We start from the raw sequence: 14517 nt of genomic DNA on the forward strand, positions 1-14517 counted from the left end.
TTCAGGCGGTCTGGCCGATGTCGTAGGCCAGCTGTGCCGCGGTGCCAAAGGCCAAAGTAAAGCCCAGCGCGCCATGGCCGGTGTTGATCCAGAGATTGCTGGCGCCCGCCGATTGCGCAATCGGCACGGCAGTCGGTGTGGCAGGGCGCAGGCCGGCCCAGGGCTGGACCTGGACGTAATCGCTGCAACCGGGAAACACTGCTTCGGTGGAGGCGCAGAGGCTCTGGATCTTGTCCTGCGGAATGCGCAGGTCGTGGCCCACCAGCTCCACCATGCCGGCCACGCGCAGGCGCTGGCCAATGCGCGCAAACACCACCTTGCGCGCGCTGTCGGTGATGCTCACTGTCGGCGCCTTGTGGCCTGCGGCCGCCACGTCCAGGGTGATGCTGTAGCCCTTGAGCGGGTAGACCGGCAGATCCACCCCCAGCGGCTTGCACAGCGCCACGCTGTCCACGCCCAGCGCGACGATGAAGTGCTCGGCCTCGATATCGCCCTGCGCCGTCTCCAGCGCGGCGATCTTGCCGCCTTCGCGGCGCAGGCGCTGGATGGGCGTGTCCATGATGAACTTCACCCCCTTTTGGCGCAACCAGTCTTCGAGCTGGCGGCAGACCTGGTAGCAATCAGCGGCGCATTCGCTGGGCGTGTGCACGGCGCCAGCAAACTGGCTGCGGTAGGCTGCCAGCGCGGGCTCCAGCGCGACGGCTTCATCGGGGCTGACGATGCGCTGCGGCGCGCTGCCCAGCTGGCTTTGCACATCAAGCTGCTGGCGCGCCGACTGCACGGCGGCATCGCTGGGGTAGAGCACCAGCTTGCCGGTGCTGCTGTAGTCCCAGTCACCACCCACCTGGGTCTGCATGGCCTCAAAACGCTGGCGGCTGACGGCGGCCAACTGCAGCAAGCTGCGGGTGCTGGCAGCAGAACGGTCGGCATTGCAGGCACCCAAAAAAGCCAGGCCCCATTTCCATTGCTGGGGATCGGCCTGCAGGCGGAACTTGAGCGGCGAATCGCTGCTGAACAGCAGCTTGGGCAGCTGCTTCCAGATGCCAGGGTCGGCCAGCGGCTGCACATAGCTGTAGCTCAGCTGCGCACCATTGCCCATGCTGGTGCCACTGCCGGCGTGGGATGCCTTGTCAACCACGGTCACTTGGTGCCCAGCTTGGTGCAGCTCATAGGCGGCAGCCAAACCCACAATTCCCGCACCCAGAATGCAAACCTGCATGGAACACCCCCTGAAAACCCTTAAATATAGGCGCTTGAAAACCGCCTGTCGCATAGCAAAATGGGCAACAGGCATGCCATTTGCTTATAGGTACAGCGGTTCCGCCTCTGTGCGGTATGCCATGCACCATAACCAAGCGTTATAGGGCTGTCCCAAAAAGGCATTGTTGAAACAAAGTGCTGGTTTCTACACTGTTCATATTGTTCGATTCAAGGAGGTTCACCATGAAGTTTGTTAAGTCGCTGGTCTGTGCTGCCGCTGCTGTTGCCTGCCTGCCCTCGGCCTTTGCCGATGTGCTGGCCAAGGCCAAGGATTCGGGCGAAATCACGTTCGCCTACCGCGAATCCTCGGTGCCGTTCAGCTACCTCTCCGGTGGCCAAAACGCCATCGGCTTCTCGGTGGACATCTCCAACGCCGTGGCCGATGCCGTGCGCAAGGAAATCGGCAAGCCTGACCTGAAGGTCAAGTGGCAGTCGGTCACCTCGGCCAACCGCATTCCGCTGATCCAGAACGGCACCATCGTGCTCGAATGCGGCTCCACCACCAACAACAGCGCCCGCAACAAGGATGTGGATTTCGCGATCAACTACTTCTACACCGGCACCCGCGTGGCAGTGAAGAAGAGCGCCGGCATCAAGAACTGGGCTGATCTGAAGGGCAAGACCCTGGCCATCACCACCGGCACCACCAACCTGCCTGTGGTGCGCAAGTACAGCGCCGACCAGAAGCTGGACATCAACATCACCCTGGCCAAGGACCATTCCGACGGCTTCCTGCTGATGGAGAACGACCGCGCAGCCGGCTTTGCGATGGACGACATCCTGCTGTACGGCCTGAAGGCCAACTCCAAGGACCCAGCGGCCTACGAAGTGGTGGCCGATGCACTGCAAGTCGAGCCCTATGCCTGCATGCTGCCCAAGGATGACCCTGCCTTCAAGAAGATCGTCGATGGCGTCATCGGCGGCATGATGAAGTCGGGCGAATTCACCAAGCTGTACGACAAGTGGTTCATGCAGCCCATCCCACCGAAGAACCAGGCACTGGGCCTGCCCATGAACAAGGAACTGCAGGACAATCTGACCGCGCAAAGCGACAAGCCTGCGATCTGATGGACAATCCCGTGTCGTGCACGGCACGCACTGCAATGGCCCGGCAACGGGCCATTTTTCATTTTCTCTGGAGTTGGGTATGAAGCTTCACACCGTAGGCATTCTGGGCGGCATGGGCCCAGCAGCAGGCGCTGATTTTGTGCGCCTGTTTGTACAGGCCTGCGCAGACCATTTGCGGGCCAGCGGCGCCCCCGTGACCGACCAGGGCTACCCCGAGCACTGGCTGGCCCAGTTGCCGATACCGGACCGCAGCGCCGCGCTGCTGGCGCCCGAGACCGCAGAAGACCCCTTCGCGATGATGTGCCAGGGCCTGGACAAGCTCCAGGCCGTGGGGGCCCAGGCGGTGGCCGTGGCCTGCAATACCGCCCATGCCTGGCATGGCCGCCTGCAGCAGGCCTACCCGCAGCTGCAGCTGCTGCACATTGCGCGTGTGGTGGCCAAAGGGCTGCAGCAGCAAGGCCAGGCGTCTTGCATGCTGCTGGCTACGCAAGGCACCTACCGCATTGGCCTGTATGACCAGGCGCTGGCCGCCTGCGGTATCACCGTATACCTGCCGCAAGAGGCGGAGCGTGAGCTGCTGATGCGCGGCATCTACCAGGGTGTGAAGGCCGACCGCATGGACCAGGCACGCGCCGATTTCGCCGCCGTGGCCCAGGCCATGCGTGCCCGCCATGGCGATGTGCCCCTGATCATGGGCTGCACCGAAATACCGCTGGCCTTGCCAGGCGCGGACAGCGTGCAAGGCTTGCCACTGATCGACCCGGCCTGGGAGCTGGCACGGGCATTGGCGCGCGTGGCCTACGGCGCCTAATCAGTCTGCGTTTTCCAGCATCGCCATGGTGATGCGCGAAACGCAGGTCAGCTTGCCCTCGTCGTTGACCATGTCGATCTGCCAGACCTGGGTCATGCGGCCGATATGCACCGGCTTGGCGGTGCCGGTGACCCAGCCGCTTTGCACGCCCCGGATATGGTTGGCATTGATATCGAGGCCGACACAACGCCAGCCCTCGGGCGCGGAAAACATGGCGCCCACGGAGCCCAGCGTCTCCGCCAGCACCACGCTGATCCCCCCATGCAGCAGCCCATAGGGCTGGTGCGTGCGGTGGTCCACCGGCACACGGCCCACCAGGTAATCGTCGCCGATCTCCACATATTCGATGCCCAGGTGTTCAATCGCCGTATTGCGCGCCTTGTCGCGCAGCACGTCCAGCGAGATGGGCTTTTTCCAGATAGCAGTCATGGGGTGTCCAGGCTCAACAAAAGTGATGCCACAGCATAGCGCTGTGCAAGCCGGCTGCCTACCGCCTGCCTACCGCCTGCATGACGCGGTGGCTGAGGCTGGGCGCTGGGGTGAGCTTTGTGGCAGCTTTTGACGCAGCGGCGCGCCCTTTGAGCCGATTCTCAAGCAGGTGCGCTCAATTGCTGGTCGGTACCTGCTCGCTATCGCCGTCCGTCTCACCCGGCCCTTCATCGCCGCTGGCGCCGTCTTCGACCAGCAGCTCCACCAGCTCGCGGGCGAAGGAGGGCAGGGATTCGAGGTTGCGTACGACGATCTGCATCTCGCGGTTGGACCATTCGTCCGAGATGCTGATGATGCGGATGTCCATGCTGCGCGCGTGGCGGCGGGCGGCGGATTCGGGCAGGATGCCGATGCCCACGCCGGCCTCGATCATGCGGCAGGCGGCTTCGAAATTGCCCACCTGGATGCGCTGCTTGATTGGACGGTGCAGCAGGTCGCTGTGCTGGCGCAGAAAGGCGTGGATGGCGCTGGATTCATGCAGGCCGATGTAGTCGTATTCCAGGGTATCGCCAAAGGCCACGGACTTGCGGCGGGCCAGGGCATGGTCGGCATAGACGACGAGGACCAGGCGGTCGCTGCGGTAGGGCATCGCCACCAGGCTTTCTGTGCGCACCTGGCCGGCGACGATGCCGATGTCGGTCTGGCCTTCGCCAACGGCGCGGATGATGTCGTTGGACAGGCGCTCGCGCAGGTCGATATCCACATCCGGGTGCTTGCGCAGATAGGCACGCAGAACAGGCGGCAGAAACTCGCCCAGCGCCGTGGTGTTGGCAAACACGCGCACATGGCCTTTGATGCCGCGCGCGTACTCCTGCATGTCGCCGCGCAGGTGCTCGATCTGGCCCAGCACCGTGCGGGCATGCTGCACAAAGGCCTGGCCCGGCAAGGTCAAGGTGACGCCCTGGCTGGTGCGGTAGAGCAGCTTGACGCCCATGCTCTCTTCCAGGTTCTTGATGCGGGTGCTGGCCGCTGGCAGCGAGATGAACGACAGCTCGGCCCCCCGCGTCATGCTGTTCGCGTCTGCCACATGCACCATCAGGCGCAGATCTACCAAGTCAAAATGCATAGCCATGGCGCGATTGTAGGCGCTGATAGCAACCACACCCGGGGCGGGCGACCCCGCCTGTCACCCAGGTTGGCTGCCATCACTGGCCCTCAGCATTCAACGATGTGCACCGCCAGACCGCCCAGCGAGGTTTCCTTGTACTTGCTCATCATGTCGGCACCAGTGGCGCGCATCGTGGCGATCACCTTGTCCAGGCTGACGATGTGCGAGCCATCGCCGCGCAGGGCCATGCGCGCTGCATTGATGGCCTTGACGGCGGCCAGCGCATTGCGCTCGATGCAGGGCACCTGCACCAGTCCGGCGACCGGGTCGCAGGTGAGGCCCAGGTGGTGCTCCATGCCGATTTCGGCGGCGTTCTCCACTTGCGCCGGTGTGCCGCCCAGCACGGCGCAGAGGCCGGCGGCCGCCATCGAGCAGGCCACGCCCACCTCGCCCTGGCAACCCACTTCGGCACCGGATATCGAGGCGTTCTCTTTGTACAGAATGCCGATGGCGCCGGCGGTCAGCAAAAAGTCCACCACCCCGGCCTCGGTGGCGCCGGGCACAAAGCGCCAGTAGTAGTGCAGCACGGCCGGCACAATGCCGGCGGCGCCATTGGTGGGCGCGGTCACCACGCGGCCACCGGCGGCGTTTTCCTCGTTCACCGCCAGCGCAAACAGGTTCACCCAGTCAATCACCTCCAGCGGATCGGTGTTGGCATGCTGGGTCAGGCCTTCGTAAAAGCCTGCTGCGCGGCGCTTCACATTCAGCCCACCGGGCAGGCGGCCTTGGGTGCTGCAGCCGCGCTGCACGCAGTCCTGCATCGCCTGCCAGATCTTGAGCAGGCCGCTGTCGATGTCGGCATCGCTGCGCCAGTGGCGCTCATTGGTGCGCATGATCTGCGCAATGGGCTGCTGGTGGTCATGCGCCAGTTGCAGCAGCTGCGCGGCGCTGTGAAAGGGCAGGGGCAGCACATCGGTGTCCGGTGCAATCGCCTGCTGGCGCTCGGTATCGTGGGCCGCTTCTTCGCTGACGATAAAGCCGCCACCCACCGAGTAGTAGGCCTGCGCATCGACCAGTTCATGCCGGGCATCCCAGGCCTCAAAGCGCATGCCGTTGGGGTGGAAGGGCAGGCTCACCTCGCCAATCAAGAGCAGATCGGTGGTGGGATCAAACACGATGCGCTGCTCGCCATTGAGCAGCAGCTGATGGCTGCTGTTGACCTCGGCAATGATGGCATCGACGGCATTCACATCCACCGTATCGGGTGCGTGGCCTGCCAGGCCCAGGATCACCGCACGGTCGCTGGCGTGGCCGATGCCGGTAGCGCCCAGCGAGCCAAACAGCTGGCAGCGCAGGCGTGCCACCTGGGCCAGCACCCCTTGGCGCTGCAAGCGCTGCACAAAGGCATGCGCGGCGCGCATGGGGCCCACGGTGTGCGAGCTGCTGGGCCCGATACCGATCTTGAACAAATCAAACACGCTGACTGCCATGGCTAGCTTCCGATCATTTTTGCAACTGCAGACTGGCGCTGAGGATAGCGCTGATTTGCGCCTTGGCAAGCGGAGAAGCACCGAGCACACCCAAACAGGCATGCGGCCCCAGGCGGCTGGCCACAAAGGCATCGGCATGCGCAGGCGCCGCATGCTGCCGCATCAGGCCGGCCTGCACCACCAGCACCAGCTGCTGCACCCATTGGCGGGCTTGCGCCTGCTGCGCCCAGGCATCCTGCGCCATCGCCTGCCACTGGCTGTGCAGGCGCTGCAGCGCTTGCGCAATCGCCAGGTCATCCGCTGCCATGCGCTGCAAGTCCTGCCACAGCGCATCACGCAACGCGGGCTCGCGCTGCAGCGCCTTCAGTACATCCAGGCACATCACATTGCCCGAGCCCTCCCAGATCGAATTCACTGGTGCTTCACGGTAGATGCGGGCGAGCGCAGAACTTTCGATATAGCCATTGCCGCCCAGCATTTCCATGGCCTCGGCGCTGCAGGCAATGGCACGTTTGCAGACCCAGAACTTGGCCGCCGGTGTCATGATGCGCTGCCAGGCCAACGCCGTGGTCTGGGCCGGGGTGCTGCTGTCTTCAAAGGCCTGTGCCAGTTGCATGGCCAGCAGCAGTGCCGCTTCGCTCTCCAGCGCCAGGTCGGCCAGCACCGATTGCATCAGCGGTTGCTCCGCCAAGGCCGCACCAAAGGCCTGGCGGTGCCGGGCAGACCACAGCGCCTGCACGCTGGCTTGGCGCAGCAGTGCGCTGCTGCCCAGCACGCAGCACAGCCTGGTGATGGTCGCCATCTCCATGATGGTGGCAATGCCCCGGCCTTCCTCGCCCACCAGCAGGCCATAGGCATCGTCAAACAGCACCTCGCTGCTGGCATTGCTGCGGTTGCCGACCTTGTCTTTGAGGCGCTGCACCAGCACGCTGTTGCGCCTGCCATCGGGCCGCCAGCGCGGCACCCAAAAACAGGCCAGTGGTGCCTGCAGCGCCTGGGCGTCTTGTGCGCTGCTGGCCATGCGCGCCACCACCAGGTGGGCATCGGCCATCGGCACCGAGTAAAACCATTTATGGCCTTGCAGCCGGTAGGCGGCGCCGCGCCCGCCGCCTGCGGCATCCAGCGGGTAGGCCACCGTGGTGTTGCTGCGCACATCCGATCCGCCTTGTTTTTCGGTCATACCCATGCCCACCCACAAGGCCGTCTTGTCTGTCACTGGCGCATCACGTGCGTCATGCTGGGCGCTGCTGATGCCGCGCGCGATCTGTGCCCACAGCGCGGGTTCCTTGCGCAGCACCGGGATGGCTGCCGTCGTCATTGTTGCGGGGCAGAGGCTGCCGGCCTCTGCCTGGCCATGCAGGTAAAAGCCGGCGGCCCAGGCTGTCCAGCGGCCGCTGGCTGCATCTTCCGGTGCGCCAGCAAACGGCATGTCGATCAGTTGCTGCGCGCGGTAGTGCGCCAGCACCTGGTGCCATGCGGGGTGAAACTCCACTTGGTCGATGCGCCGGCCCCGTGCATCCCACTGCTGCAATTGCGGTGGGTGGCGGTTGGCCTGGTCGGCCCACTGCGCAAAGGCCGCGCTGCCGACGGTGCGCGCATGCTGTTGCAGGCCCGGCAGCCAGGCCTGGGCCTGTGCACGCGCCAGGGCCGCCTGCAAGGCCGGATCGCTGCCCAGCGGGTCGTAGTCGACCAGCTCATCCACCAGGTTGTCCTTGTTGCGCTCTGCCATGGCTGCTCTCCCAGATGTGCTTGCCCATTCTATGAATGGAGCCAGCCCATGGCAAAGCCGATCAGCGCGTGGTGTTCAGCCGGTCCAGCCGCAGGCGCTGGCGCTCGTCGCCCAGCGCACGGGCGGCCAGCAGTACGCTGCCGCCAGCGGCCAGCGCGCCGGCAAAGGTCAGCAGCAGCAATAACAGGATCTGGTACTTGGCGGCTTCCAGCGGATCCATGCCACCCAGGATCTGGCCGGTCATGATGCCTGGCAGGGTGATCAGCCCGGCGGCAGACATCTGGTTGATGATGGGGATCAGCCCCCGGCGGATGGCGGCACGGGTGTGCGGCGCCATCGCGCGGCGGAAGGACACACCCAATGCCAGCTGGGCCTCAATGGCAGCCCGGCCCGTGCGCACGCCGTCAAAAAAACTGTCCAGCCCCAGGCTGGCGGCATTGAGCACGCTGCCCAGCACAATGCCCATCAGCGGTATCGCATAGCGCGCATCAAACCAGGGCTCGGGCCGCACGGCGGTCATCAGTGCCAGCACCACGGTCGACAAACTGGCCAGCGCCACCACCAGCCCCGCAATGCGGTAGTTGCCCCCGCCGGACAGCCGCTGGTGCGGTCGCACCGCTACCTCGCGCGCGGCAGCGGCAATCATCACCAGCACCACCACCAAGGTGGTGCCCGGGTGCGCCTGCTGGAACACCAGCCGCAGCACATAGCCCACCAGCAGCAGCTGCACGGCCATGCGCAGCGATGCCCAGAGCACCTGGCGCTGCAGCTGCAGGCGCATGGCCCAGGATGCGGCAGCGGCGGCCAGCACCAGCGCCGCGCCCACCAGCAAGTCGCTGGGCTGCAGATGGATCGCCGGGTTCATTGCGTGGCCTCCATCGGCATCAGCTGGTGGTCTACCAGCTGCATGCAGCGCTGGCCCACGCGCGCTGCCTGCGCATGCGAATGCGTCACCCACAGCAGACTCAAGCCCTGCTGCTGGCAGCGCTGCAGCAACTGCTCCACCGCAGCCACCGATGTTTCATCAAGCGCTGCCGTGGGCTCATCGAGCAGCAGCACCTGGGGTTGGCGCAGCAGCCCGCGCAACAAGGCCAGGCGCTGGCGCTCTCCGGTCGACAGCTGGGTCAGCGGAACATCGATGAAGCCCTGGCGCAGCCCCAGCTCGCTGGCCATCTCCAACAGCGCCGATTGGGAGCCCGGCGGGAAATGCTCCATCACCGTCGGCCCCCACCAGGCGGGCTCTGCCGCCAGGTACATCACCTGCTGGCGCCAGGCCGGGCCGCTGAACGCACTGCGCGGCTGGCCGTTGAGCAGCACCTCGCCGCTGCCCGGGTCCAGGTCGGCAATCAGCCGCAACAGCACCGATTTGCCCGCCCCCGATGCGCCCATCACCGCGACACATTCGCCTGCACCCAGCTCCAGCGAGCAGGGCCCACTGATGGGGCTTTGCAGGGCGCGGATGGACAGGCGGGGAGGGGTGGTGGCGGGCATGGTGGCTGAGTGTAGCGCTGGGCTGACGGGAGCGATTTCCCTGCACGCGATGGATGAGCGTTTTGCTCGCCAGCAAAAAAGCCAGCAGCTCCCGGTCAGGGAGCTGCTGGCTCTCGGTGGTGGAGAAGTGCCGGGGCTTATTGCTCGACAGGCTGGGCGGCCGCGTCTGCCAATGCCTGGCGGAGTGCTTCTGGATCGGCAGGCGTTTCAGGTAGTAGACCTGTTCGCTGCGATCGGCGGCGTTGAGCTTGAGGCAAAGCCGGTGCCGTAACCGCTTCCCGTCGCCAGCTTCTCCAGCCTGACGAAATCGCTCAGCGCTGTGCTGGCTTTCAGATCAGTCGGCGCTGCATACCTTCAACACCGCCTCCCCATAAGCCTCCAGCTTCTTCACCCCAATCCCGCTCACGCCCTGCAGCTCATCCAGGCTCTGCGGGTTGCGCTGGGCGATGGCCGCCAAGGTCGCGTCGGCGAAGACCACGTAGGCGGGCACGTTGTGTTCCTTGGCCACTTCGGTGCGCCAGGCCTTGAGGTTGATGAAGCGGACCTGCTCGTCGGGGCCCAGGTTTTGCGCGGCGACGGCGGGTTTGGTGCTGCGCTGGCGTTTGCTGGGGCTGCGCTCGGCGGTGCTTTCGCGCAGCTCCACGGTTTGCTCGCCGCGCAGCACGGCGCGTGAGCCGTCGCACAGGGTGAGGGTCTCGAAGCTGTAGCCGGCCTCGGTCTGCACCTTGTGGGTGGCCAGGGCGCCAATGGCCAGCAACTGGCGCAGCACGCCGCGCAGCTGGGGCTCGGTGTAGTCCTGGCAGAGGCCAAAGGTGCTCAGCTGCTGGTGGCCGAACTGGCGCACCTTGTCGGTTTCCTTGCCGCGCACAATGTCGAGGATATGGCTCGCGCCAAAGGTGATCTGGCTGGCCGAATGGGCGCGGTAGATGGTGGACAGCAGCTTGCGCGCGGCATCGGTGCCGTCCCAGGTTTTGGGCGGGCTCAGGCAGTTGTCGCAGTTGCCGCAGCGGTAACGCGGGGCCTTCTCGGCGGATGCGGCGGAGGCCTCGGGGTGGGCCGAGTCGTAGTCGCCGCCCTGGCCGTAGACCTCGTCAAAATAGGCTAGCAGGCGCACGCGCCGGCAGTCGGTGGCCTCGGCCAGGCCCAGCAGCGCATCGAGCTTGCCGCGCATCACCTGCTTGAAGGCATCGCCCGCCGGGCTTTCGTCGATCATGCTGCGCTGGCTGACCACGTCGCGGTAGCCATAGGCCATCCAGGCATCGGCGGGCAGGCCGTCGCGTCCGCCCCGGCCGGTTTCCTGGTAGTAGCTCTCGATGTTCTTGGGCATGTCCACATGGGCGACAAAGCGCACATCGGGCTTGTTGATGCCCATGCCGAACGCGATGGTGGCGACCATCACAATGCCTTCTTCGCGCAGAAAGCGGCTTTGGTTTTGCTGGCGCAGCTCGGCACCCAGGCCGGCGTGGTAGGGCAGGGCGTTGATGCCGGCATCGCACAGCGATTGCGCGACCTCTTCCACCTTCTTGCGCGACAGGCAATAGACCACGCCGGCCTCGCCATCATGCTCGCGCTCGATAAAGCGCAGCAGCTGGGCGGTGGCGTCTTTTTTCTCGACGATGGTGTAGCGGATGTTGGCGCGGTCAAAGCTGCTGATGAAGACGCGCGCCGATTCGAGCTGCATGCGCTCGACGATGTCGGCGCGGGTCAGCGCATCGGCCGTGGCGGTGAGCGCGATACGCGGCACGCCGGCATAGCGCTGGTGCAGCACGGTCAGCTCGCGGTACTCGGGCCGAAAGTCGTGCCCCCACTGGCTGACGCAATGGGCCTCGTCGATGGCGAACAGCGCCAGCTTGCCCATGGCATGCAGCTCATCGAGCAGGCCCAGAAAACGCGGCGTGTTGAGCCGCTCGGGCGCCACATACAGCAAGGTGATGCCGCCCGACAGCAGCTGCAGTTCCACATCGCGGGTCTGGTCGTAGTCGAGGGTGGAGTTGAGGAAGGCGGCATCCACACCGATCTCGTGCATGGCGCTGACCTGGTCGTGCATCAGCGCGATGAGGGGCGAGATGACGATGGTGGTGCCGTGGCCCTGCTGCTGGCGCACGATGGCCGGGATCTGGTAGCACAGGCTTTTGCCGCCGCCGGTGGGCATCAGCACCAGCGCATCGTCGCCGCCGATCACATGGTCAACAATGGCCTGCTGCGAGCCGCGAAAATGCGCATAGCCAAAGGCATCCTGCAAAACGGTGTGGGCGAGGGAAGTCACAAATTGCTAGAGAAGGCAGCTGTGCCAGCCCCCTGAAAGGGCCGCGCAAGCAGGGTATCGTCAACAGGCCGGAGGGGCCGCCTGGGTGGCGCCGCCCAGACGGTGGCCGGGGCAGGCGCAAAGCGCTATTGTGCGCGTTTTGGGGCGCTGCAACGGCTGGGCGGGGTTTGTGGGGCGGTAACGGGCTGTTTTGTGGTGCGGATGCACGCTGACCACCATGGCGCCATACAACCAGCGCCGGTATGGCAAATAACGCCCGGCCGCCACGCTCCAGTGGGCGGCGACCTACAATGGCCGCCATGTCACTGCCCCGCTACACCCGAGCCCAAGAACTGCCCGCCACCCTGGCCAAGCGCCTCGTCATCCTCGACGGCGCAATGGGCACCATGATCCAACGCTTCAAGCTGGGCGAGGCCCAGTACCGGGGCGAAGGCTACAGCGGCCCGGGCAGCGTGGGTGAGCGTTTCAAGGACTTTGGCTATGACGTCAAGGGCAACAACGAGCTGCTGTCGCTCACCCGCCCGGATGTGATCCGCGACATCCACGAGAAATACCTGGCCGCTGGCGCCGATCTGATCGAAACCAATACCTTTGGTGCGACCACGATTGCCCAGGAGGACTACCACATGGCCGATCTGGCCTATGAGATGAACCTCAAGAGCGCCCAGCTGGCGCGTGCGGCCTGCGACAAGTACAGCACGCCCGAGCACAAGCGCTATGTGGCCGGCGCGCTGGGCCCTACGCCCAAGACCGCCTCCATCAGCCCCGATGTGAACGACCCCGGCGCGCGCAACGTGACCTTTGAGGCACTGCGCCAGGCCTACCTGGAGCAGACCTTGGCCTTGATCGAAGGCGGCGCCGATGTGATCCTGGTCGAGACGATTTTTGACACGCTGAACGCCAAGGCCGCGCTGTTTGCGGTGGATGAGGCCTTTGAGCAGACCGGCGAGGTGCTGCCGATCATGATCAGCGGCACCGTCACCGATGCCTCGGGTCGCATTCTGTCGGGCCAGACGGTAACGGCCTTCTGGCACAGCGTGCGCCATGCCAACCCGCTGTCGATCGGGCTGAACTGCGCGCTGGGTGCGACCTTGATGCGCCCCTATGTGCAGGAGCTGGCCAAGGCCGCGCCGGACACCTTCATCAGCTGCTACCCCAATGCCGGCCTGCCCAACCCGATGAGCGATACCGGCTTTGACGAGACGCCCGACATCACCAGCCGCCTGGTGCATGAGTTTGCCGACGAAGGCCTGGTCAACATCGTGGGCGGCTGCTGCGGCACCACGCCCGACCACATTGGCGCGATTGCCCAGGCAGTGCAAAGCGCCACGGCGCGCAAGCTGTTCTACCCCGCTGCGGCCTAAGACGTCATACCGGTTGCGGCCCGTTCTGAACCCTTTTAGAACGGGTACTGGCGCTCGGTGGTTTGCATGGTGATCCAGCGGGTGTCGGTGAAGGCATCGATACCCTGGCGCCCGCCAAAATGGCCATAGCCTGAATCCTTCACGCCGCCAAACGGCATTTGTGCCTCATCGTGCACGGTGGGGCCGTTGATATGGCAGATACCGGCCTCGATGCGAGCCGCCACGCGCCAGCCGCGTGCGGTGTCGCGGGTGAATACCGCAGATGACAGGCCGAACGCATTGTCGTTGGCGCAGGCAATGGCTTCGTCTTCGCCGTTCACGCGCACGATGCCCTTGACGGGACCAAAACTCTCTTCATGGTAGATGCGCATCGCAGGCGTCACGCCGTCCAGCAAGGTAGCAGGCATCAGCGTGCTGTCCGCCTTGCCGCCGCAGACGATGCTGGCGCCGTGTGCCACAGCGTCATCGATCAGCGCGTTGCAGCGCTCCACGGTCGCCATGCCCACCACCGAACCCAGCACCACCGGCCCCTGGCGGGGATCACCCAAAGGCAGCGCTGCAGCCCGAGCCGCCAGCTTGGCGACAAAGGCGTCGGCCACGCGCTGGTCGACTACCAAACGCTCGGTGGACATACAGATTTGCCCCGAGTTGGCAAAGGAGCTGAAGCTGGCGGCGCGGGCCGCAGCGTCCAGGTCGGCATCGTCCAGCACGATGAAGGGCGCTTTGCCACCCAGCTCCAGCAGCGCGGGTTTGAGGTGGCGGGCGCAGGTTTGCGCAATGAGGCGGCCCACACGCGTTGAGCCGGTGAAGCTGACGCGGCGCACCGCCGGGTGGGCAACGATGGCCTCGACGATGCTGGCAGCATCCTCTGGCGCATTGGTCACAAAGTTCAGCACTCCGGGCGGTAAGCCGGCATCCTGCAGCGCCTCCATGACCAGACCGTGCGTGGCCGGACACCACTCCGAGCCTTTGAGGATGACGGTGTTGCCGCAGGCCAGTGCGGTGGAGATGGCGCGCACGGCCAGGATCACCGGCGCGTTCCAGGGCGCGATACCCAGCACCACCCCGGCGGGCTGGCGCACCGCCATGGCCAGGCTGCCCGGCACATCAGAGGGGATGACTTCGCCGCTGATCTGTGTGGTCAGGGACGCTGCCTCCAGCAGCATGCTGCTGGCCAGGTGGACATTGAAGCCCGCCCAGTGGCCCGAGGCCCCGGTCTCGGATGCCATGGCTGCGGCAATGGCATCGCCCTTGGCGTGCAGGGTGTCAGAAGCCTTCATCAGCAGCGCGCGCCGCGCGCCTGGCCCCAGCTGTGCCCAGGCGGGGAAAGCCGCTGCTGCCGCCTCGCAGGCCAGTACGGCATCGGCCACGGTGGCTGCCGGGGCGCGGGATGCTACCGTGCCATCGAGCGGATTCTTGCGCTCCACCGTCGCCGCATTGCCGGCATCGCAAGCCTGGCCACCAATCAGCATTTTTTGTTCAATCATTGCAGGGTCTCCTG

General features: G+C 65.4%; 13 protein-coding genes. 4 read left to right on the plus strand and 9 right to left on the minus strand.

Going from position 1 to position 14517, the window contains the following annotated elements:
• Window position 1: 1 nt before the first annotated feature.
• Window positions 2-1219, minus strand: a complete 1218-nt coding sequence (locus EDF71_RS11175) for a D-amino acid dehydrogenase (RefSeq protein ID WP_133856672.1) — start codon at window positions 1217-1219, stop codon at window positions 2-4.
• A gap of 224 nt (window positions 1220-1443) precedes the next feature.
• Between EDF71_RS11175 and EDF71_RS11180 the strand changes: the two genes are divergently transcribed.
• Together EDF71_RS11180 and EDF71_RS11185 are read left to right on the plus strand one after the other, a co-directional pair.
• On the plus strand, window positions 1444-2328 hold the full coding sequence (locus EDF71_RS11180; protein ID WP_133856673.1) for an amino acid ABC transporter substrate-binding protein: 885 nt from the start codon (window positions 1444-1446) through the stop codon (window positions 2326-2328).
• Window positions 2329-2407: 79 nt separating this feature from the next.
• The gene (locus tag EDF71_RS11185; protein ID WP_133856674.1) at window positions 2408-3139 is read left to right on the plus strand and encodes an amino acid racemase; all 732 of its coding nucleotides are present in this window, start codon (window positions 2408-2410) and stop codon (window positions 3137-3139) included.
• Here the strand turns inward: EDF71_RS11185 and EDF71_RS11190 are convergent, their stop codons facing one another.
• From EDF71_RS11190 to EDF71_RS11215, 6 genes are all read right to left on the minus strand, one after another.
• Entirely contained in the window at window positions 3140-3568 is a 429-nt protein-coding gene (locus tag EDF71_RS11190) for a hotdog fold thioesterase (protein ID WP_133856675.1), read from the minus strand.
• A 175-nt stretch (window positions 3569-3743) separates the two neighbouring features.
• Entirely contained in the window at window positions 3744-4700 is a 957-nt protein-coding gene (locus EDF71_RS11195; RefSeq protein WP_133856676.1) for a LysR family transcriptional regulator, read from the minus strand.
• An 83-nt stretch (window positions 4701-4783) separates the two neighbouring features.
• A complete protein-coding gene (locus EDF71_RS11200) occupies window positions 4784-6166 on the minus strand; it encodes an L-serine ammonia-lyase (RefSeq protein ID WP_133856677.1) in 1383 nt (460 codons plus the stop codon).
• A 13-nt stretch (window positions 6167-6179) separates the two neighbouring features.
• The gene (locus EDF71_RS11205) at window positions 6180-7895 is read right to left on the minus strand and encodes an acyl-CoA dehydrogenase family protein (protein WP_133856678.1); all 1716 of its coding nucleotides are present in this window, start codon (window positions 7893-7895) and stop codon (window positions 6180-6182) included.
• 61 nt (window positions 7896-7956) lie between these two features.
• Window positions 7957-8760: an iron export ABC transporter permease subunit FetB gene (gene fetB / locus EDF71_RS11210; RefSeq protein ID WP_133856679.1), complete on the minus strand. Its 804-nt coding sequence runs from the start codon at window positions 8758-8760 to the stop codon at window positions 7957-7959.
• Window positions 8757-9386: an ATP-binding cassette domain-containing protein gene (locus EDF71_RS11215; RefSeq protein ID WP_133856680.1), complete on the minus strand. Its 630-nt coding sequence runs from the start codon at window positions 9384-9386 to the stop codon at window positions 8757-8759. The genes fetB and EDF71_RS11215 overlap by 4 nt, the downstream gene beginning before the upstream one ends.
• Before the next feature lie 49 nt (window positions 9387-9435).
• Here EDF71_RS11215 and EDF71_RS11220 point away from each other — a divergent pair, with 49 nt between their 5' ends.
• Entirely contained in the window at window positions 9436-9657 is a 222-nt protein-coding gene (locus EDF71_RS11220) for a hypothetical protein (RefSeq protein WP_133856681.1), read from the plus strand.
• Between the two features lie 63 nt (window positions 9658-9720).
• Here EDF71_RS11220 and recQ read toward each other — a convergent pair whose 3' ends face one another.
• On the minus strand, window positions 9721-11652 hold the full coding sequence (recQ, locus tag EDF71_RS11225) for a DNA helicase RecQ (RefSeq protein WP_133856682.1): 1932 nt from the start codon (window positions 11650-11652) through the stop codon (window positions 9721-9723).
• 299 nt (window positions 11653-11951) lie between these two features.
• Between recQ and EDF71_RS11230 the strand changes: the two genes are divergently transcribed.
• Window positions 11952-13016 (plus strand): homocysteine S-methyltransferase family protein, encoded by a 1065-nt coding sequence (locus tag EDF71_RS11230; protein WP_133856683.1) that lies wholly within the window; start codon window positions 11952-11954, stop codon window positions 13014-13016.
• A 35-nt stretch (window positions 13017-13051) separates the two neighbouring features.
• Here the strand turns inward: EDF71_RS11230 and EDF71_RS11235 are convergent, their stop codons facing one another.
• Window positions 13052-14503 carry an aldehyde dehydrogenase gene (locus tag EDF71_RS11235; protein WP_133856684.1) on the minus strand — a complete coding sequence of 484 codons (1452 nt, stop codon included), beginning with the start codon at window positions 14501-14503 and terminating at the stop codon, window positions 13052-13054.
• Window positions 14504-14517 lie beyond the last annotated feature (14 nt).

This window comes from Comamonas sp. JUb58 (assembly GCF_004364775.1).
Lineage (GTDB): Bacteria > Pseudomonadota > Gammaproteobacteria > Burkholderiales > Burkholderiaceae_C > Comamonas.

What these genes read in the sequence shown, in the direction of transcription:
- EDF71_RS11200 (WP_133856677.1), bottom strand. Translation starts at nt 6,166, where the DNA reads ATGGCAGTCAGCGTGTTTGATTTGTTCAAGATCGGTATCGGGCCCAGC.
- EDF71_RS11185 (WP_133856674.1), top strand. Translation starts at nt 2,408, where the DNA reads ATGAAGCTTCACACCGTAGGCATTCTGGGCGGCATGGGCCCAGCAGCA.
- EDF71_RS11230 (WP_133856683.1), top strand. Translation starts at nt 11,952, where the DNA reads ATGTCACTGCCCCGCTACACCCGAGCCCAAGAACTGCCCGCCACCCTG.
- fetB (WP_133856679.1), bottom strand. Translation starts at nt 8,760, where the DNA reads ATGAACCCGGCGATCCATCTGCAGCCCAGCGACTTGCTGGTGGGCGCG.
- EDF71_RS11190 (WP_133856675.1), bottom strand. Translation starts at nt 3,568, where the DNA reads ATGACTGCTATCTGGAAAAAGCCCATCTCGCTGGACGTGCTGCGCGAC.
- EDF71_RS11215 (WP_133856680.1), bottom strand. Translation starts at nt 9,386, where the DNA reads ATGCCCGCCACCACCCCTCCCCGCCTGTCCATCCGCGCCCTGCAAAGC.
- EDF71_RS11205 (WP_133856678.1), bottom strand. Translation starts at nt 7,895, where the DNA reads ATGGCAGAGCGCAACAAGGACAACCTGGTGGATGAGCTGGTCGACTAC.
- EDF71_RS11235 (WP_133856684.1), bottom strand. Translation starts at nt 14,503, where the DNA reads ATGATTGAACAAAAAATGCTGATTGGTGGCCAGGCTTGCGATGCCGGC.
- EDF71_RS11220 (WP_133856681.1), top strand. Translation starts at nt 9,436, where the DNA reads ATGGATGAGCGTTTTGCTCGCCAGCAAAAAAGCCAGCAGCTCCCGGTC.
- EDF71_RS11180 (WP_133856673.1), top strand. Translation starts at nt 1,444, where the DNA reads ATGAAGTTTGTTAAGTCGCTGGTCTGTGCTGCCGCTGCTGTTGCCTGC.
- EDF71_RS11195 (WP_133856676.1), bottom strand. Translation starts at nt 4,700, where the DNA reads ATGGCTATGCATTTTGACTTGGTAGATCTGCGCCTGATGGTGCATGTG.
- EDF71_RS11175 (WP_133856672.1), bottom strand. Translation starts at nt 1,219, where the DNA reads ATGCAGGTTTGCATTCTGGGTGCGGGAATTGTGGGTTTGGCTGCCGCC.